The 20,541-nt window shown below is 54.1% G+C and carries 12 protein-coding genes and 1 pseudogene; 9 read left to right on the top strand and 4 right to left on the bottom strand.

Going from position 1 to position 20,541, the window contains the following annotated elements; genetic code table 11:
* The first annotated feature begins 5 nt into the window (after positions 1-5).
* From aspA to BMY16_RS00100, 8 genes and pseudogenes are all read left to right on the top strand, one after another.
* Positions 6-1,415: an aspartate ammonia-lyase gene (gene aspA / locus BMY16_RS00135; RefSeq protein WP_091838461.1), complete on the top strand. Its 1,410-nt coding sequence runs from the start codon at positions 6-8 to the stop codon at positions 1,413-1,415.
* Between the two features lie 179 nt (positions 1,416-1,594).
* Positions 1,595-3,196, top strand: coding sequence for a CTP synthase (locus BMY16_RS00130; RefSeq protein ID WP_091838458.1), 1,602 nt, complete (start codon positions 1,595-1,597; stop codon positions 3,194-3,196).
* A gap of 51 nt (positions 3,197-3,247) precedes the next feature.
* Positions 3,248-5,029, top strand: a complete 1,782-nt coding sequence (locus tag BMY16_RS00125) for an amidophosphoribosyltransferase (RefSeq protein WP_091838456.1) — start codon at positions 3,248-3,250, stop codon at positions 5,027-5,029.
* Between the two features lie 5 nt (positions 5,030-5,034).
* Positions 5,035-6,135 carry a glutamine-hydrolyzing carbamoyl-phosphate synthase small subunit gene (carA, locus tag BMY16_RS00120; protein WP_091838453.1) on the top strand — a complete coding sequence of 367 codons (1,101 nt, stop codon included), beginning with the start codon at positions 5,035-5,037 and terminating at the stop codon, positions 6,133-6,135.
* A pseudogene (carB, locus tag BMY16_RS00115) lies at positions 6,135-7,826 on the top strand (carbamoyl-phosphate synthase large subunit); the annotation flags it as partial. The gene carA and the pseudogene carB, both read left to right, overlap by 1 nt.
* Positions 7,827-7,889: 63 nt before the next feature.
* Complete coding sequence (gene asnB / locus BMY16_RS00110; RefSeq protein WP_091838450.1) at positions 7,890-9,554, top strand: asparagine synthase B; 1,665 nt, start codon at positions 7,890-7,892, stop codon at positions 9,552-9,554.
* Positions 9,555-9,878: 324 nt separating this feature from the next.
* On the top strand, positions 9,879-11,816 hold the full coding sequence (locus BMY16_RS00105; protein WP_091838447.1) for a rhamnogalacturonan lyase: 1,938 nt from the start codon (positions 9,879-9,881) through the stop codon (positions 11,814-11,816).
* 5 nt (positions 11,817-11,821) lie between these two features.
* Positions 11,822-13,213: a glycoside hydrolase family 88/105 protein gene (locus tag BMY16_RS00100; RefSeq protein ID WP_091838444.1), complete on the top strand. Its 1,392-nt coding sequence runs from the start codon at positions 11,822-11,824 to the stop codon at positions 13,211-13,213.
* Between the two features lie 45 nt (positions 13,214-13,258).
* On the opposite strand, the gene BMY16_RS00095 is transcribed toward BMY16_RS00100, so the two are convergent.
* Complete coding sequence (locus BMY16_RS00095; RefSeq protein ID WP_091838441.1) at positions 13,259-14,773, bottom strand: carboxylesterase/lipase family protein; 1,515 nt, start codon at positions 14,771-14,773, stop codon at positions 13,259-13,261.
* Between the two features lie 261 nt (positions 14,774-15,034).
* Between BMY16_RS00095 and BMY16_RS00090 the strand changes: the two genes are divergently transcribed.
* Positions 15,035-15,862: a sensor histidine kinase gene (locus tag BMY16_RS00090; RefSeq protein ID WP_091838438.1), complete on the top strand. Its 828-nt coding sequence runs from the start codon at positions 15,035-15,037 to the stop codon at positions 15,860-15,862.
* Positions 15,863-15,866: 4 nt separating this feature from the next.
* Here BMY16_RS00090 and BMY16_RS00085 read toward each other — a convergent pair whose 3' ends face one another.
* The 3 genes from BMY16_RS00085 to BMY16_RS00075 all read right to left on the bottom strand — a co-directional run bounded on the left by BMY16_RS00085 (position 15,867) and on the right by BMY16_RS00075 (position 20,539).
* On the bottom strand, positions 15,867-17,522 hold the full coding sequence (locus tag BMY16_RS00085) for a glycoside hydrolase family 43 protein (protein ID WP_091838435.1): 1,656 nt from the start codon (positions 17,520-17,522) through the stop codon (positions 15,867-15,869).
* A gap of 2 nt (positions 17,523-17,524) precedes the next feature.
* Positions 17,525-18,349, bottom strand: a complete 825-nt coding sequence (locus BMY16_RS00080) for a rhamnogalacturonan acetylesterase (RefSeq protein WP_091838433.1) — start codon at positions 18,347-18,349, stop codon at positions 17,525-17,527.
* Between the two features lie 75 nt (positions 18,350-18,424).
* Positions 18,425-20,539, bottom strand: a complete 2,115-nt coding sequence (locus tag BMY16_RS00075; RefSeq protein WP_091839768.1) for a RagB/SusD family nutrient uptake outer membrane protein — start codon at positions 20,537-20,539, stop codon at positions 18,425-18,427.
* Positions 20,540-20,541 lie beyond the last annotated feature (2 nt).

Genomic DNA, 20,541 nt, shown 5'->3' with positions numbered 1-20,541 from the left:
AAACTATGTCAGAACAGAAATTCAGAAAAGAGTCCGACCTGTTAGGCGAGCTCAAAGTTCCTGCAGATGCCTTATACGGCGTACAGACGCAGCGTGGTATCAACAATTATCACATCTCGCGTAAGACGATGTCGATGTATCCAGACTTCATCAAGGCCATCGCCTATGTGAAGCTGGCTGCGGTGCAGACTAATCACACGCTTGGGGTTATCAACGACGAGATAGCAGGTGCCATCTCACAAGCCTGTCGTGAACTCATCGACGGCCAGTGGCATGAGAACTTCCCCATCGATATGATGCAGGGTGGCGCTGGTACATCGGTGAACATGAATGCCAACGAGGTAATTGCCAATCGTGCCCTTGAGATCATGGGCCATGAGAAGGGCGACTACCAGTATTGTCTGCCTAATGATCACTGTAACTGCGGACAGAGTACCAACGATGTCTACCCCACAACCATCCGTCTGGCCATCATCCACATGAACAAGAGCCTGATTGCAGCCCTTACGGGATTGATCAGTGCCTTCCGCTATAAGGGTGACGAGTTTAAGGATTGCATTAAGATGGGGCGTACCCAGTTGCAGGATGCTGTGCCCATGACCTCCGGGCAGGAGTTCAACGCCTATGCCAACAACCTGGAGGAGGAGATCCTGAATCTGGAGCGCAACGTGAAACTGCTTCATGAGATTAATATGGGAGGTACGGCGATTGGTACTGGCCTGAATGCTGTCCCCGGCTTTGCCAAACTCTGTGCAGCCAATCTTGCCAAACTCACAGGCGAGCCTTTTGTATCGGCTACCGACCTTGTGGAGGCAACACCTGATACTGGTGCATACGTCAGCTACTCTTCAGCCCTGAAGCGTCTGGCTGTGAAACTCTCCAAGATCTGTAACGACTTGCGCCTGATGGCTTCGGGTCCTCGCTGCGGTCTCAATGAGATCAACCTGCCGCCTAAGGCTCCCGGCTCTTCCATCATGCCAGGAAAGGTGAATCCTGTGATTCCTGAGGTGGTGAACCAGGTCTGCTTTAAGGTGATCGGCAACGACACCACCGTCAGCTTTGCTGCCGAGGCCGGACAGCTTCAACTCAACGTGATGGAGCCCGTGATCACAGAGTCGCTCTTCGAGAGCCTGATCTGGTTGAAGAATGCCATTGAGACGCTGACGGAAGAGTGCGTGCTGGGCATCACAGTGAACAAGGAGCGCTGTCTGGAGATGGTGAAGAACTCCATCGGCATCGTTACAGCCTTGAATCCCTACATTGGCTACAAGACATCGACCAAAGTGGCCAAGGAAGCGCTGGAGACTAACCGTTCGGTCTACGACATCGTGCTCGAGAAGGGACTGATGACGCAGGAGAAACTCGATGAGGCGCTTGACCCGAAGAATATGCTTGTGTCTCACAAGTTTCTTTGACACATTGTAAGAAATAGAGGCTATTCCAATCCAAAAAGTAAGGAATCAGCTGGGTAAGGGGTGGGAATTCTTAACAAAATGATAGTTCGGACTGTTTTTAACAATTGAAATAGTCCGAGCTAGAATTTTTTTTTGTGAAATCATTGTAACTTTGCAGTCCATAAAATAGGATTTGTTTTATGGATACAAAGTACATTTTCGTAACAGGCGGTGTGGTTTCCTCGTTGGGAAAAGGCATCATCTCCGCCAGCATCGGTAAGCTGCTACAGGCACGCGGTTATAAGGTAACCATCCAGAAGTTTGACCCCTACATCAATATTGATCCAGGTACGCTGAACCCCTACGAACATGGTGAGTGCTATGTGACGGAGGACGGGTTTGAGACTGATCTGGACTTAGGCCACTATGAGCGTTTTACGGGCATACATACCACCCGTAATAATTCGATTACGACAGGCCGTATCTACAAGACTGTCATCGACCGCGAGCGCCATGGCGACTATTTGGGAAAGACCATCCAGGTGGTGCCCCATATTACCGATGAAATCAAGCGCAGGATGCTCAGGGAAGGGCTCGACGAGGGCTTAGACTTCGTGATTACTGAGGTGGGTGGCACGATAGGTGACATCGAGAGTGCACCGTTCATGGAAGCCATCCGTCAATTGCGCTGGCAACTGGGGCGTGATGCCGTGTGCGTACATCTTACTTATGTGCCTTATCTGAAAGCTGCCCAGGAGTTGAAGACCAAGCCCACCCAGCACTCTGTCAAAGAACTGCAGGGTATGGGTATCCAGCCTGATATCCTTGTCCTCAGAACCGAACGCCACCTTGATGACCATCTGCGCATGAAGGTGGCGTCGTTTTGTAATGTCGATCTGGAGTGTGTGGTGCAGAGCGAGGATATGCCCTCGATCTACGAGGTACCCGTCAGCATGCAGCAGCAGGGTCTCGATGCAGCCATCATGCGTAAGATAGGCATCCCTGTGGGAGAGACACCAGCCATGAAACCCTGGCGCGACTTCCTCGACAAGCAGCGTAACGCCATGCGCGAGGTGCATGTGGCCCTCGTGGGGAAATACGACCTGCAGGATGCCTATAAGAGCATCCGCGAGAGTCTGAATCTGGCTGGCATCTATAATGATGTGAAGATGAGGCTCCATTTCATCAACAGCGAAGAGGTCACTCGCGAAAACATTGCCCAGCAGCTCAGTGGCATGGCGGGCGTCGTCATCTGCCCGGGGTTTGGCACCCGAGGCATCGAGGGTAAGATTCTTGCTGCCGAATACACCCGTACCCACGACATCCCCACCTTCGGTATCTGTCTGGGTATGCAGATGATGGTCATCGAGTTCGCCCGCAATGTGCTGGGCTACAAGGATGCCAATAGCAGTGAGATGGACACCCAGACACCCCACAATGTGATCGATATGATGGAAGAGCAAAAGACCATTACCCAGATGGGAGGTACGATGCGACTGGGTGCCTATGAGTGCGAACTGCTGAAGGGTAGTCGTGTCTATGAGGCCTATGGTGAGGAGACGCTCATCAAGGAGCGCCACCGCCACCGTTATGAGTTCAATAATGCCTATCAGGAGGAATATGAACAGCATGGTATGAAGTGCGTAGGTATCAACCCCGCCGCCAACCTGGTGGAGATCGTGGAGATACCGGAAAAACGCTGGTATATCGGCACTCAGTTCCACCCGGAATATTCGTCAACGGTGCTGCATCCGCACCCCCTGTTCATGAGCTTCGTTGAAAAATTGAAGATTGAAAATTGAAAGATTGAAAATTGAAGTCTGCGATTAAGCGAAAACATCAAAAATGAAGTTATGGAGCAATTGAAGCATGAATGTGGTGTGGCGATGATTCGCCTGTTGAAGCCGTTGAGCTACTACGAACAGAAATACGGTACGTGGCGCTATGGCCTGAACAAACTCTATCTGATGATGGAGAAGCAGCACAACCGTGGTCAGGAGGGCGCAGGTGTAGGTTGTGTCAACCTCGATGCCCCTGCTGGCGAGGAATATATGTTCCGCGAGAAGGCCGAGGGCAAGGATGCCATCACCGAGGTGTTCAAAGCCATTGACCATTCCAAATACGATGACCACTTGAATGAAAGTTTTCAATTCTCAATTTTCAATTCTCAATTGTTGATGGGTCATCTGCGCTATTCCACTACGGGTAAGAGCGGACTGCAATATGTGCATCCTTTCTTGCGCCGTAACAACTGGCGCGCCAAGAACCTCTGTCTGTGTGGTAACTTCAATATGACCAACATCGACGAGGTCTTTCATTTCCTTACGGATCAAGGTCAGTCGCCTCGTATCTATGGCGACTCGTATATCACCCTCGAACTGATGGGCCACCGTCTGGATCGTGAGGTGGAACGCCTCTTTGTCGAGGCCAAGGAACAGGGTCTGCAGGGTACTGATATCACCCGTTATATCGACGACCACGTGGAGATGGCGAATGTGCTCAAGACCACGATGACCCATTTCGATGGCGGTTACGTGATGTGTGGACTCACAGGCTCTGGCGAGATGTTTGCCGTACGCGATCCCTGGGGCATCCGACCTGCGTTCTGGTATCAGGACGACGAGGTGGTGGTGCTGGCCTCAGAGCGCCCAGTGATCCAGACCACCTTCGACCTTCAGGCCGAAGCTATCCACGAGCTCCAGCCTGGTCAGTCGCTCATCGTCCGCAAGTGTGGTACGATGGTGCTCGAACAGATTCTTCCCGCCCAGCATCTGAGTGCCTGCTCCTTCGAGCGTATCTACTTCAGTCGTGGCTCCGATCGTGACATCTATCTCGAGCGCAAGCGCCTGGGTGAACAGCTCACGCCAGCCATCATGCAAGCCATTGGTGGTGATGTTGCCAACACCGTTTTTTCATATATTCCCAACACGGCCGAGGTCGCCTTCCATGGCATGACCGACGGCATCCGTCAGTTGGACCATGATGTCCGCATAGAGAAGGTCGTTTGGAAGGACATCAAGCTCCGCACTTTTATCTCAGACGGTGCGGAGCGCAACGACCTTGCCGCCCATGTCTATGACATCACCTATGGCTCGCTGGAACCTTACAAGGATAACCTCGTGATCATCGACGACTCAATCGTGCGAGGCACCACACTCCGCGAGAGCATCTTCAAGATCCTCGATCGTCTGCATCCCAAGAAGATTGTGATGGTGTCGAGTTCGCCCCAGATACGCTACCCCGACTACTATGGCATCGACATGTCGCGCCTGGAAGAGCTCTGTGCCTTCCGTGCCGCCATCGCTCTCATCAAGGAGCAGGGTAGGGAACAGGTGATTGCCGATGTGTATAAGGCTTGCAAGACCGACCCCGCCAGCGGCAATCATGTGCGGAGCATCTATGCCCAGTTCAGTGTCGACGATATCAACCGTAAGATTGTCGAGATGCTGCGCCCTGAAGGTATGCAGGCACCCATCGAACTCGTATATCAGAGTATCGAGGGTCTTCACAAGGCCTGTCCCAACCATCCTGGCGACTGGTATTTCACTGGCCATTATCCAACCCCGGGCGGCATCCGTCTCTGCAACGAGGCTTTCGTGAACTATGTAGAAAAAGTATTGAAATTACAGTTATAAAAGATATGAGAGAAGCAAGACTAATACTTGAAGATGGCAGTCAGTTCTGCGGCTGGTCATTCGGCTACGATGCTGATGCCATCGGTGAGGTGGTGTTCAACACTGCCATGACGGGCTATCCGGAGAGCCTCACCGACCCCAGTTACGCAGGACAGATACTGGTCACCACCTATCCCCTGATAGGCAACTACGGCGTACCTGATACTGGACTGGGTGACAATAGCCTGCCCCTGCTGATGGAGAGCGACCGCATCCATGTGAAGGGACTCGTAGTGGCTGATTATAGTGAGACGTTCTCCCACTGGAATGCGAAGGAGTCGCTGGCCTCTTGGCTCAAGCGCGAGAAGATACCTGCCATCACAGGCATCGACACCCGTCGCCTCACCAAGGTGCTCCGAGAGCATGGTGTCATGATGGGCTCTATCGTTTGCTGTGGCGCAGCAATCAACAAGTCTGAGGATTATGGTTCTGTGAACTGGGTTGAGAAGGTGAGTTGTAAAGACGTAATCGCTTATAAACCAGATATTTCAATATTTAATCTTAAATCTTCAATAAAACGTGTCGTATTGGTGGACTGTGGTGTCAAGGCCAACATCATCCGTTGCTTGATCAAGCGTGGCATCGAGGTGGTTCGAGTGCCTTGGGACTACGACTTCAACCAGCTCGAATTCGATGGACTCTTCCTTGCCAACGGTCCTGGCGACCCAGAACAATGTGGCACGACGGTGGCGCATATCCGCACGTTCCTCAACAACCCCGAGGTGCGTCCCTGCATGGGTATCTGCCTGGGCAACCAGCTGTTGGCCAAGGCCGCTGGTGCCAAGACCTACAAACTGAAATATGGTCATCGCTCGCACAACCAGCCCGTCCAGCAGGTGGGCACCACGCGTTGCTTCATCACCTCGCAGAATCATGGCTATGCTGTGGATGACTCCACGCTGCCCGAGGACTGGGAACCGCTTTTCGTGAATATGAACGATGGCTCCAACGAGGGTATTCGTCATAAGCAGCATCCCTGGATGTCGGCTCAGTTCCACCCCGAAGCCTGTTCAGGCCCTGTGGATACCGAGTTTTTGTTTGATGAGTTTGTAAAAATGTTAGGATGATGGAAAAGAAAGAAATCAAAAAGGTTTTGCTTCTGGGCTCTGGAGCCCTGAAGATAGGACAGGCAGGAGAGTTCGACTATAGTGGTGCCCAGGCACTCAAGGCCCTAAAGGAAGAGGGCATCCACTCGGTGCTCATCAATCCCAATATTGCTACGGTGCAGACTTCCCAAGGGGTGGCTGATACGGTCTATTTCCAACCTGTGCAGCCCGACTTTGTGGAGCGTATCATCGAGAAAGAGCGCCCCGATGGTATCCTGCTCTCGTTTGGTGGTCAGACAGCCCTCAACTGTGGTGTAGAACTCTATCAGCGTGGCGTGCTCGAGAAGTATGGTGTCAAGGTGCTGGGCACCCCCGTGCAGGCCATCATCGATACCGAAGATCGCGATCTCTTTGTGAAGCGCCTCGATGAGATTGGCGTGAAGACCATCAAGAGCGAGGCCTGTAGCACCGTTGAGGAGGTGCAGCGTGCAGCCCATGAACTGGGCTTCCCTGTCATCCTCCGTGCAGCCTACGCCTTGGGTGGTCTCGGCTCTGGCTTCTGCGACAACGAGGAAGAGCTGTTGGCACAGGCCGAGGAGGCCTTCTCGTTCTCCCCTCAGGTGCTCGTCGAAAAGTCGCTGAAAGGCTGGAAGGAAATCGAATACGAGGTGGTGCGCGACCAGTACGACAACTGTATCACCGTCTGCAACATGGAGAACTTCGACCCTCTCGGCATCCATACGGGTGAATCGATTGTGGTGGCTCCCTCGCAGACGCTCTCCAACGCCGAGTATCACAAGTTGCGCGCCCTGGCCATCAAGATTATCCGTCATATCGGTATTGTGGGCGAGTGCAACGTGCAGTATGCCCTCGACCCCCAGTCGGAGGACTATCGTGTCATCGAGGTCAACGCCCGTCTGTCGCGTTCCTCGGCTTTGGCCTCGAAGGCAACAGGCTATCCCTTGGCCTTCGTCGCTGCCAAACTTGGACTGGGCTATGGTCTCTTCGAACTCAAAAACTCCGTCACGAAGACCACCAGTGCCTTCTTCGAGCCCGCCCTCGACTATGTGGTTGTCAAGATACCCCGTTGGGACCTTACCAAGTTCCATGGTGTGAAGCGCCAGCTCGGTTCTTCGATGAAGAGTGTGGGCGAGGTGATGGCCATAGGCCGTACCTTCGAGGAAGCCCTGCAAAAAGGTCTTCGCATGATAGGGCAGGGCATGCATGGATTTGTCGAGAACCACGAGATCAAGATTGCTGATATCGGGCAGTCGCTCCATGAGCCTACGGATATGCGTATCTTCGTGGTGTCGAAGGCTCTGAAGGTGGGCTACACCATCGATCAGATCCATCAGCTCACGATGATCGATCGCTGGTTCCTGCAGAAGTTAAAGCATCTTGTTGATATCGACTATCAGTTGAAGCAATATGCGCAAGTGTCTGAATTAGCGATGTTTATGGACAATACGGAGTTGATGGAATATCTGGAGGCTCCTGAGTTTGTCAGTCTGCTGCGTGCTGCCAAGGTCTATGGCTTCTCCGACTTCCAGATAGCCCGTGCCCTGGGCATGGAGTCGCGCATGAGTATGACCGAAGCAGGTCTGATGGTGCGCTCCTGGCGCAAGGAACTGGGCATTGTTCCTACTGTCAATCAGATCGACACCCTCGCTGCCGAATACCCCGCCCAGACCAATTACCTCTACCTCTCGTACCTTTAGAAAAATGAAAGAATGAAAGAATGAAAAAAAAATGAAATAATAAAAAAATGAAAAATTATGTGTGGAATAGTAGCAATATTGAATGTTAAGGAGCAGTCGCATGAACTGCGTGAGAAAGCCCTGAAGATGAGTCAGAAGATCCGCCACCGTGGCCCCGACTGGAGTGGCATCTACTGTGGTGGCTCGGCCATCCTCGCCCACGAGCGACTGAGCATCGTCGACCCCGAGAGTGGTGGTCAGCCCCTCTTCTCGCCCGATCGTAAGCAGGTGCTCGCCGTCAATGGTGAGATCTACAACCATCAGGAGGTCCGCCGCCGTTTTGCGGGGCAGTATGAGTTCCAGACGGGCTCCGACTGCGAGGTCATCCTCGCCCTCTACCGTGAGAAAGGCATCAACTTCCTCGAAGACCTCAGTGGCATCTTTGCCTTTGTGCTCTACGATGAGGATCGCAATGAATTCCTCATCGCTCGCGATCCCATTGGCGTCATCCCCCTCTACATCGGCTACGATGCTGATGGCACCGTCTACGTCGCCTCCGAGCTCAAAGCCCTCGAAGGCCAGTGCGAGTGTTACGAGCCCTTCCTTCCCGGCCACTACTACTGGAGTGTCGACCCTGGGCAGAAGAGGTACTATCGTCGCGACTGGATGCAGTACGACGCTGTGAAGGATAATCCCGCCTCTGTCGAGGCCATCCACGACGCCCTCGAGGATGCCGTCAAGCGCCAGCTCATGAGCGATGTGCCCTATGGCGTGCTGCTCTCAGGCGGTCTCGATAGCAGCGTCATCTCCGCCATCGCTGAGAAATACTCTGAGATGCGTATCGAAGACGACTCCAAGACCAAGGCCTACTGGCCCCGTCTCCACTCCTTCGCCGTAGGTCTGAAGGGTGCCCCTGACCTCGCCAAGGCCAAGCTCGTGGCCGATCATATCGGAACCGTCCACCATGAGATCAACTACACCATCCAGGAGGGCCTCGACGCCATTCGCGATGTCATCTACTTCATCGAGACCTACGATGTCACCACCGTCCGAGCCTCTACGCCGATGTATCTGCTGGCGCGTGTCATCAAGTCGATGGGCATCAAGATGGTGCTCTCTGGCGAGGGGGCCGACGAGATCTTCGGTGGCTATCTCTACTTCCACAAGGCTCCTACGGCCAAAGACTTCCACGAGGAGACCGTGCGCAAACTCAGCAAGCTCTACATGTACGACTGCCTGCGGGCCAACAAGAGCCTCTCCGCCTGGGGTGTGGAGGGTCGTGTGCCCTTCCTCGACAAAGAGTTCCTTGATGTCGCCATGCGTACCAACCCTGTGGCCAAGATGTGTCCAGGTCAGACCATGGAGAAAAAGATTGTTCGCGAAGCCTTTGCCAGCATGTTGCCCGCCGAGGTGGCGTGGCGTCAGAAAGAGCAGTTCAGCGATGGGGTAGGCTACAGCTGGATCGACACCCTCAAGCAGATCACCTCCGAGGCTGTCACCGACGAGCAGATGGCTCATGCAGCCGAGCGCTTCCCCATCAACCCGCCGAAAAACAAAGAAGAGTACTACTACCGTTCCATCTTCGCCGAGCACTTCCCCAGCGACTCTGCCGCCCGCAGTGTGCCCAGCGAGGCCAGCGTGGCCTGCAGCACCGCCATCGCCCTCGAATGGGATGCCGCCTTCAAGGGCATGAATGATCCCTCAGGTCGAGCCGTCAAAGGCGTCCATGAAATGGCGTATTGACGGAACGCCTCCTGTCCCCTTCCTGTCATCTCGAGCGCAGTCGAGAGATCTCTCCATGCGCTAACGCTTAGTCGAGATGACATTTTGTTTTCATGCGCTAACGCTTAGTCGAGATGACATTTTGTTTTCATGCGCTAACGCTTAGTCGAGATGACAGGGGAATCAATCGCTCAGATGACGATTCCTCTACTTTATGACGTGTAAACCCCGACTTTACTCCGGGTAAAGTGCAGCTTTATCAGATAGTCGGGGTGGTTTATCAAAAAGTGGGGGTGAAGTTGGCGGAAAATGCGTAACTTTGCCCCCACAAACTACTGAACAGATATGAAACAACAAGTATTTACTATGATTTTGGCTTTGGGTTGTTCGTGGGCGGCAATGGCGCAGCCCGCCTACGACTTGAAGGCGATGAACCGAGAACAGCTGAACCGTGGTGTGGTAGCCGTGAGAAACGGAGAGCAGGTGGTGGTGAGCTGGCGCACGCTGACGACAGACCCCGTGGGCGAGGCTTACGACGTGTACAGAAACGGGCAGAAGCTGAACCGGAAGCCGCTGACGAAGGGTGGCACTTTCTTCGTGGACGAGCAGCCGTTGGACGGCGAGGCGGTTTACGAGGTGAAGGGTGGCCAAAAGAACGGCCGATTTGTGTTGGCGAAGGAGTCGCCCGACGGTTATCTGCCTGTGAAACTGCAGAAACCCGCTGACGGTGAGACGCCTGACGGGAAGACCTACAGTTATTCGGCTAACGACAGCTCGGTGGGCGACGTGGATGGCGACGGCACGTATGAGATCATCGTGAAGTGGGATCCCTCGAACGCCCACGATAATGCCCACGACGGTTTTACAGGCCCTACGCTGCTCGACTGCTATCGGCTCGACGGTACGCTGTTGTGGCGTATCGACCTGGGCATTAACATCCGCAGTGGGGCGCACTACACACCTTATATAATATATGACCTCGACGGCGACGGAAGGGCTGAGCTGATGGTGCGTACATCGGACGGCACTCGCGACGGCAAGGGACGCGTGATTGGTGACGAGAAGGCCGACTACCGTCACCGTCCTCAGCCTGACGCCCAGAACCCGACACCCGAGAAAGAGTGGGGGAAGTATAACCGTCAGGGACGACCCATGACGGGCCGCATCCTCACGGGACCGGAGTATATCACCGTGTTTAACGGACTGACGGGCGAGGCGATGGATACGAAGCCGTATGTGCCCGAGCGTGGCAACCTGATGGACTGGGGCGATAACTATGCCAACCGCTCAGACCGTATGCTGGCGGGCGTGGGCTACTTCGACGGAAAGCGCGCCTCGGCCATCTTCTGCAGGGGCTACTACACAAGGACCGTGATTGCCGCCTGGGACTGGGATGGCAAGGAACTGAAGAACCGCTGGACTTTCGATACGAACACCCCCGAGTGGGCAAGCTATGCAGGTCAGGGTAACCATAACCTGCGCGTGGCCGATGTGGATGGCGACGGCAAGGATGAGATCACCTATGGAGCGATGGCGGTGGACGATGACGGACATGGACTGTATAACACAGGCATGGGACATGGCGACGCCATCCACCTGATGGCCTTCGACCCGAAGAGCACGAAGCTGCAGGTGTGGGATTGTCATGAGAACCGCAAGGACGGCTCGGAACTGCGCGATGCGAGGACGGGCGAGGTGATCTTCCAGGTGAAGTCGAAGAGCGACGTGGGCCGTTGTATGGCTGCGGATATTGACCCCACCAACCCGGGTGTGGAGATGTGGAGCAGCGACAGCCACGGCATCCGCAATATGAAAGGCGAGGTGGTCTTCACGGCTCAGGACCCCGACGATCCGCAGCACCAGCAGCACCTGATGCTGAACGGACGGCACCTGTCTGTGAACTTCGGCATCTGGTGGGACGGCGACCTGCTGCGCGAGCTGCTCGACCACGAGACGGTGACGAAGTACGACTGGGAGAACCACGCTGTGGTGGATATGAAGAAGTTTGACGGCATCGTGTTCAACAACGGCTCGAAGTCGAATCCCTGTCTGGCAGCTGACATCCTCGGCGACTGGCGTGAGGAGGTCATCGCCCGTACACCCGACAGCAGCGAGCTGCGCATCTTCGTTTCGACGATACCCACCGACTACCGCATCAACTGTCTGATGGAGGATATCCCCTACAGACTCTCGACAGCGGCGCAGAACGTGGGCTATAACCAGCCCTCGGAACCGGGCTTCTACTTGGGACCTGACGAAACAGTAAATCCATTCTTAAAATAACAACAATGATGAAGAGACTACCCATGGCCATGGCCCTGATGATGGGCTTTGCATCGCTTGCGATGGCACAACAGATCAACGACAATAACACACCGCTCCACCTGATGAAGCCCGCCTATAAGCTGGGCTACGGCATCCCCGCCAAGGAGGACGTGAAGCAGACAATGGACCGCGTGCTGAAGTATATCGACGCAGAGACGCCTGCCACGCTGGTGGATAAGCATACGGGCAAGGAGGTGAACCTGAAGGCCGCCAATGCCGACACACAACTGAAGCAGGGCGGATTCCGACTGACGAGTTATGAGTGGGGCGTGACCTATTCGGGCGTGCTGGCAGCCTATGAAGTGACGGGCGATGCGGCCTATGGCGACTATGTAAGCAAGCGCCACCAGCTGCTGGCTGATATCGCCCCAGTATTCAGCAATATCTATCAAAACAACAAGGCCATCGACGGCAATATCCGCAGGGTGGTGGACCCCCACGCGCTCGACGATGCGGGGGCCGTCTGCTGTTCGATGATCAAGGCACAGCTGGCTAATCCGAAGCTGAAGCTCAGACCGCTGATCGACCATTACGCCGACTATGTGCTCAATAAGGAATACCGCCTTGCTGACGGCACGTTTGCACGTCTGAGGCCGCAGAAGAATACGGTGTGGCTCGACGATATGTTTATGGGCATCCCCACCGTGGCGTATATGGGAAAGTTGACGGGCAAACAGAGGTATTACGACGAGGCAGCCCGCCAGGTGTTGCTGTTTGCCAACAAGATGTGGGTGCCGGAGAAGCAGCTGTTCCGTCATGGATGGGTGGAGGAGATGAATCCGCACCCTGCCTTCCACTGGGGCAGGGCCAACGGCTGGGCCATCCTGACGATGTGTGAGGTGCTCGACGTGCTGCCCCAGAACCACCCGCAGCGCGCGGATATCATGAAACTGTTGAAGGCCCACGTAGAGGGGCTGGCACGCCTGCAGCACCACGACGGTTTCTGGCACCAGCTGCTCGACCGCAATGATACCTATCTCGAAGCCTCGGCTACGGCCATCTATACCTATTGTCTGGCGCATGCCATCAACCAGGGCTGGATCGATGCGAAGGCTTACGGGCCTGTGGCTTTGTTGGGCTGGCAGGCGGTGGACTCGTCGGTGAATGCGAAAGGACAGGTGGAACAGGTGTGCGTGGGTACGGGCATGGCCTTCGATGCGGCCTTCTATGCCTACCGACCCGTACACGTGATGGCAGCCCATGGTTATGGCCCTGCAATCTGGGCAGGGGCAGAGATCATCCGACTGCTGGAGCAACAGCATCCGAAGATGAACGACAGTGCCGTACAGTTCTATGATCAGGAGGTGCCTACGGACAAGGCCATCTTCAATTACGACGGAACGCTGAGATACTAAAATAAAAACAAGGCAAGCAGAAACGCTTGCCTTGTTGCTTTTTCCTTATCTTCCGAAGGGGAAGCCCTGTGGCTGGGGTGCTATCTCGGGATCGCCGAAGAAGGAGGCCTCGGCATCCTTGTCGTTGAGCTTGAACACCATGAACTTCGGGGTCTTGGCGGTGCAGGGAGCCCAAGCGCCACCCTGAGGACCGTTAGGATCGCTGTACTTCACGAAGTTGGTCCAGGCGGTGAGCATCTTCTCACTCAGGTCCCAGTCGCCCTGGGTCCAAGGACGCCAGCAGTGCTTCAATGACTTGAAGACGAACCAGAGGTCGCTCGAGTGGAAGGCACCCTTCAGACGCTGGGTCACCTCGGGATGAGAGCCGTCGTCGGGCAGTGGACGGGCAAACTCGTAAGCCCAGGCCTTGCCGCCCTTCTCAGCGCGCACCTTACAGAACTCGACGATGTTGGGCGACATGTTACCCATATCGTTGAGGGTGAAACCTATCATATAAGGTACATCGGCGAGCGTTCCCTGACGGGTGGCATCGTCGAAGCTCTTCTCACTGACATAGCCGTCGATCATGGGCATGAAGGGCAGGCCTCGACGCATGAAGGCCATCGGACCGCTGGGCTGCTGACCATCGTCGTTGACCTGATAGTAGAGGGTGGGGAGGGCGAAGATGGTCTCGGTAGAGGCGGCACGCATCTTCTTCAGGTCGGTAAGTCCTGCCCAGTCGAACACTTTCTTGGCGTTAGCTTCGGCATCGGCAAAGGAACCACCGCTGTAACGGGCTCCGATGGGATTGCCATTGGCATCGGGGATGCTCAGACCCTGGGCACTCATGATGACAGCCTTGTGGAACAGGCCTCGGGCCAGCGGAGACTCGCACAGCGTGCGAACACTACCGCCACCAGCACTCTGACCGAAGATGGTCACATTGTCGGGGTCGCCACCAAACTGGGCGATATTCTTCTTGATCCACTTCAGGGCCTCGATCTGGTCGAGGATTCCATAGTTGCCAGACACCTTATGCGGGCTCTCGGCCGTGAGGGCGGGGTGAACGAGGAATCCGAACACACCAAGACGGTAGTTGATGGAGACGAGCACCACATCCTTGGCACCCCACTCCTGACCGTCGAACTCGGGCTCAGAACCGAAACCCTCACGATAACCGCCACCATGGATCCACAGGGCTACGGGCAGCTTCTTGTTCACCTGTCCGGGCGCCTTGGTATAGACATTCAGATACAGACAGTCTTCACTGAAGGCGGCCTCCTTGCCATAGCCCCACTCCGTGTAGTAGCCGCCAGTATACTGGATGGCCTGATAACTGGGACGACCAAAGGTGTCGCAGATCTTCACACCCTTCCAGGGTATGACGGGCTGGGGCTCTTTCCAGCGGTTCTCGCGGATGGGAGGTGCGGCATAGGGGATGCCACGATAGACAAACACTTCGGGATGGTCGTCGGCTAATACGCCCTGAACCTTACCACCTTCGATCGTTAACACGGGATTCTCTGCAGCGCTGGCCGACATGGCAACCATGAGCAGAAGCGGTAAAAAAAGTTTTCTCATAAGTTGTTAAAAAAATAACGATAATATAGTTGATTAGGTAATATTACTATTACCTTTGACGTATTTCCCCGCTAATGGTTTAATCGCTGTGCCCGATTTTTTTTCCAGACCGACAGATGCGCTCTTTTTCATGTAGAGATGATAAGTGTAAATATGTGATAATATGTTAAAAATTTGGTTTATTTAGATAATTTTATTACCTTTGTCGCGAAATATTATCAAATAACGAGCAAATCTATTGCCCATAAACGCATTTGAACAATGGGAACATTACTTTGGATTGTGAATTTTGTACTACTGATCGGTTTCGCTGCGGCTCTCTTTTTTGTCCACCGCTATTATAGCCAGCAACTGAAGCGGGAGGTAAATCGTGCTCAGAAGAGTGAGCGGCTGAAGTCGGTATTTCTCGACAATGCGAGTCAAACGCTGCGCGCACCGCTGAATGCCATTCTGGGGTATAGTAACATGATTCTCGAAGAGAAGAATGATACGATGGATGCCGTTCAGGTGAAGCAGATGGCCGGCCACATCCAGCAGAGCTCACAGGAACTGTTGGATTTTATCAAACAGCTCATGGATCTGTCGGGCTTCGACGGGGGGATGCCTTCGTTTACTTTTATCGAGGTGAACCTGGCCGAACTGATGGCGTCGTATCGTCGTGAGGCTATGAACCTGACGAAGGCCAATGTGTCGATACGCGTGAGGACCGACCTCTCGCCCCACTGCAAGGTTACACTTGACTCGAATTTCATGCACCAGCTGATGATGCATCTGCTGAATAATGCAGCCAAGCATGCTACACAGGGCGAGATAGTCGTGACCTATACTAGCGAGCGCAATGGCCTGAAGGTGATGATTAACTATCTGGGTAACGGACAGGCCGACGTGATAAGCGAGGATATCTTCTCATATCTCCAGAAGGATGCCCTGAAGATGAACGGTGATGTAAATGGACTCGGATTGCCCATTTCCAAAGCTATCATCGATGCCGTGGGTGGCGAGTTGGATATCGACACTCAGGACGGCAGAAAGACTGTAGCCCAGTTCTGGTTCCCCTGCAAGATGAGAGACAAGCACAAGAGAAATTAGGTGATTATCTCTCGATCCTGATCCAGTCGGCGTCTATCCAGCCACGATCGCACTTGGGATCGGTCTCAACAGCCACGAAGCCAAACTTGGCACCAATCCACTTGCCTTCCTTCATCTGGAAGGCATCACCGCAATTCTGATACTTTTTCCCGTCGGGACTCCAGGCGAACGTCATCCTGGAATCCTTCACCTTCAGGCGTAAGTAGATGTCCTCGTGGATGCCAGGCTTATAGTCGGTTTGATCCTCAGCCGTCGGCTTCAGCGTAGCGATGATTTGCTCTGTATGTGGGTTTCCTTTGTCGGCAGCCTTACAGGTAAGTTGTGCTAATTGGAACGATTTCCCCATACGGCGCACGATGAGGGCGCTGTAGTCGAGTCCCATCATGATAAGTCCCCCCATCTGTCCCTCGGCCTTTGAGGTGAAGCGCAACTTGGTGGTAACGGTAAACTCATCGGCGGGTGTCTTCTGGAGCAGCATGTTGGGCACTTCCCAGAAATTGGCCCCCTCTCTCATCTTATAGGTGTAGATACGGAAGGTGCCGAAGGCGGTAGGCACGCCAAACTTCTCGTCGTAGTTGCCATGCCACTGCCACTGCAGGCCGACAGTAGGCGCATTAAACTCGTCACTTTCCACGGGATTGACAATCTCATTGCTTGAAGACTTTGGCTTCTTGTAAGTCGTTACAGGCTCTCCCTTCCTGCCCATAATGGGCCATCCGCTAGTCCAATCAACGGGATTGAGATGCACCACGCGACCGTAGGCCTCTTTGTCCTGGAAATGCAGAAACCAGTCTTCACCATATTTCGTATGCACCCAGCCACCCTGATGGGGTCCGTTGATAGCGGTCTTGCCCTGAGCCAATACAATCTTGTGCTCGTAGGGGCCATAGGGCGATTTACTGCGCATGGCGAGTTGGAAGCCTGTTGGCACACCACCTGCCGGACACATGATCCAATACCAGCCATCACGCTTATAGAACTTCGGCCCTTCGCAGGTGCGGTTCTCCGTACCATTACCGTCGAACACGATGACGGGCTGCCCAATAGCATGTGTACCGTCTGCCGACAATTCGCGGACTGTCAGCACCGAGGCAAACTTCGAGCGTGAGTTGGCCCATCCGTTCACCAGATAGCAGCGGCCGTCGTCATCCCAAAGTGGGGTAGTGTCGATGTAGCCTTGTCCGCTGATCACGTAGACGGGCTGTTCCCATTCGCCAGCGGGATCACCATTCTTGGTCTTCACCATCATCACGCCGAAGTCGGGGTCGCCCCAGTAGATATAGTATTGTCCCTCGTGATAGCGTATGGAAGGTGCCCACACGCCATTGCCGTGCTGCGGCTTGCTGCTGAAATGTGCCAGCAGACTTTCATCGCCCTCATAGAGGTTCTTCAGGGCATAACCCACAATCTCCCAATTCACCAAATCCTTGGAGTGTAGAATCGGCAATCCCGGTGTACAATGGAAACTCGAGGCGGTCATATAATAATCTTCCCCACTGGGGCCTACGCAGACGTCAGGGTCGCTGTAGTCTGCATTGATCACAGGATTCGTATAGGTGCCGTTGCCGTTGTCGGGGCACCACACTTGCGAGCGGTATTGTGCTTGTGCCGCCCATGCCAGCGACATGAGAGAAAAGCTTAAAAGTAGTTTCTTGTTCATGATCACCTCATTGCTGGCTTACGGTATTTCTTGAGGAGGGGGATCTCTTCACATAGGGCGTCGGCAAGGAGATTGGCAACGACGGTGGCACCATGGATGTTGTAGTGGGTATTGTCTTGCTTTCCTTTTGGCTCACTGGGTTCTTCGCCTGGGCGGAACCACATGTGGAGCTTCTTGGATGCTTCGGTGCCGAGTCCCTGTTCTAAGTCATGGGTGATTTTGTTGGCATCGATGAAGTGACAGTTCATGCGTTGGGCAACATCACGGGGAGCCTCTTTGTATAGTCCATGGGTGTCGATGAGCGAGTCGCCCTCAATCATCTTCACGCCATCCTTGAAGGTGGAAGTGCGAAGCTGTTCGTCGTCGGCTATCTCTGGGGCTTTGACCATGAAGTTGCGTCGTACGACACAGTTCATCAGTACGGGAATGCCGCCGTGTTCGCGCGTCTCACGAATGTATTTGGCAAGATTGTAGTCGAAGGTAGACCCCGGGTCGGTATGACGGTTAGGCTGTGGCTTCTCGTCGTTATGACCGAACTGGATGATGACGTAATCGCCGGGCTTTATCTTCTCCAGAACCTTATCCCAGCGCCCTTCGTCGATGAAGCTTTTTGACGAACGGCCGTTGACGGCATGGTTGTCTACCACGATGTAATCGGCATCGAAACAGTCTTGCAGTTTCATAGCCCAGCCACGCTCCTGTTTTCCACCCGTGGTATCTTTCTTGGCAGCGGTAGAGTCGCCAATTACGAAGATGGTGGTTGTCTTGTCGGGCACGGCAGCCGTCAGCAAGACGATGGCTGAAATGGCAAATAACAGTTTTCTCATTTCTTTTAAGCTTAATGAGGGCATGTCAAAGACTTGACACACCCTCATAATGATTCATATTAACGGATAGCAGAATTAATATCCGGGGTTCTGCCACATACCCTCAGCAGTAGAGGTGTACTGCAGTACGCCGCTGGCATCCTGACTGACGCTGATATCTGCACGGTTAGTTACAGCTTCCAACTCGTTGAGAGGAATCGGACGATAGTAGTGCTTCACTTCGATGTTGCCAGAAGCCTGAGCGTTGTAAGCCTTCACGTGGCTCAGCAGCGTGTGGGTACGCTTCAGGTCGAACCAGCGCTGGTACTCACCACAGAGCTCGAGGGCACGCTCACGGAGGATGGTCTCGATGTCGACCGTACCGCTGATGCTGTTGTCCTTACCGCTGATGGCACGGGCCTTGCGCAGTTCGTTGATAGTAGAGAGGGCATTGCCACCGGTGGCGAGCTCAGCCTCTGCCTTGATCAGGTACATCTCAGCCAAACGGAGCACCATGATATCGCGATAGCTCAGGTCGTGAGTGGGATAGCTGGGGTTGTACTGGTCGTCAAGGAACTTCTTGATGCAAGGATATGAACGACGGCCTTCGATTTTCTCACTCTTGTAACGGTCGTCACCATAGACATCCGACTTGGCCTTACCACCCTCGGTGGGCAGAGCCTTTGCGGGATCGCCAGAGGTGTAGACGGGGATGTCGCCACCGAAAGCAAACTGCAGACGATACTTGTCCTTGGCCTCAGCCTGAAGAGCCTGACCCTCAGCAGAGTTACCATCGAGGATGCTGTAGAGGATGGCGATACCACCACCATTGAAGTAGTTTCCGTCTTCCTTGTAGGCCTCATCGTAGTCCTTGAACTCCTGCTCGCTCATCTTCGGATACTTTGCAGGGTTCTTTGACAGCTCGTAGGGGATACGATATGCGGTCAGCAGGGTACCGTTGTAACGCTGGTCGGTCTCCTTCACGCTCTCCAGCAGCTGCCAGAAGTAGAGAGAAGGCAGGTAGCGGGTGAATCCACGTCCGTAAGGAGAGTAGTACTTACCGCACTCAACGTTCTCACCAGTCATCTTACTCTTGATAGTGGTCTTACCGGCAGCCATACGGAAGAATACTGACTTGTCAGTCTGTCCGTTAGGACCGATATCGTCACAACCGTTGTTCCACAGAGAGGGGAACATCAGCAGAGAGGCACTACCACCCTGACGGCTATAGCCTGTACGGGTGATCAGAGAGTTGTACTGACCTGTACCACCGTCAGAGAAGCGATAAGGCACACAGTTGTCGCGGCCTGCAGAGAGGTCATTGGTGTAATGAACGGCAAAGAGGTTCTCGGTGTTGTCGGTGGCTTCCTCGTTGTTCATGTTCCAGGTGTCGCTGTAGCGGCCGTAGAACTTGGCACCAGAGTTGCTGATGACATCGTTGGCAGCGGCAAGGGCCTCGTTGTAGAGGTTGCCATAACCGTCGACACTATTGGCACCCAGCCAAGAGGCAGCATAGAGGGCTACACGGGCATAGAGGGCCTCTGCGGAGTAGTAGTAGGCACGACCTGTGGATGTAGCAGCCTTGACTGTCATGATGTTGGCCTTCTTGTAGTTCTCCATCGACAGTTTCAGATCGTCGAGGATATGTCCATAGATCTCGTCCTCGGGTACACGTACCGGGTTGTTGTTAATCGCACTTACAGGCTCTGCGTTGTAGGGAATAGGACCCCACATGGCAACCATCTGTGAATAGTACAGCGCGCGGAGGAAGTAGGCATCACCCAGGTAGGCAGCTTTCTTGTTATCGTCGATGACGGTACATGTAGGCACGTACTTCAGGGCGTTGTTACATACGTCTACACCAGCGTAGAACATCTCCCAGTACTGGTCAAGACAGGGGTTGTCGGCTACGTTGTTGCCAAGAGCCTCAGCAGAAAGGTCATACTTCAGCATGGACTTCTGCTTGTTGTCGTAACCGAAATAGAACAGGTCGCTGCCCATCTCGGCGAGTCCGAGTGACGGCTCCTTACCCCACCAGCCGTGAGTATAGTCATAGGCTGATTCGATCAGTCCGTCGATACCCGATATGGTGTTGTATGCCAAGTCGGCAGTCTCACCAGTCTTGTTGTCCTCCTCCAGGAAGTCTGAGCAGGAGGTTGTGCCCAGCGCGAAGGCTGCGGTCACAAAGAACATACTTAATATCTTTTTCATAT

This window comes from Prevotella sp. ne3005 (genome assembly GCF_900110085.1).
GTDB lineage: Bacteria > Bacteroidota > Bacteroidia > Bacteroidales > Bacteroidaceae > Prevotella.
Note: the sequence above shows the minus strand (reverse complement) of the source record. Positions and strands in the feature narration are given on the sequence as shown.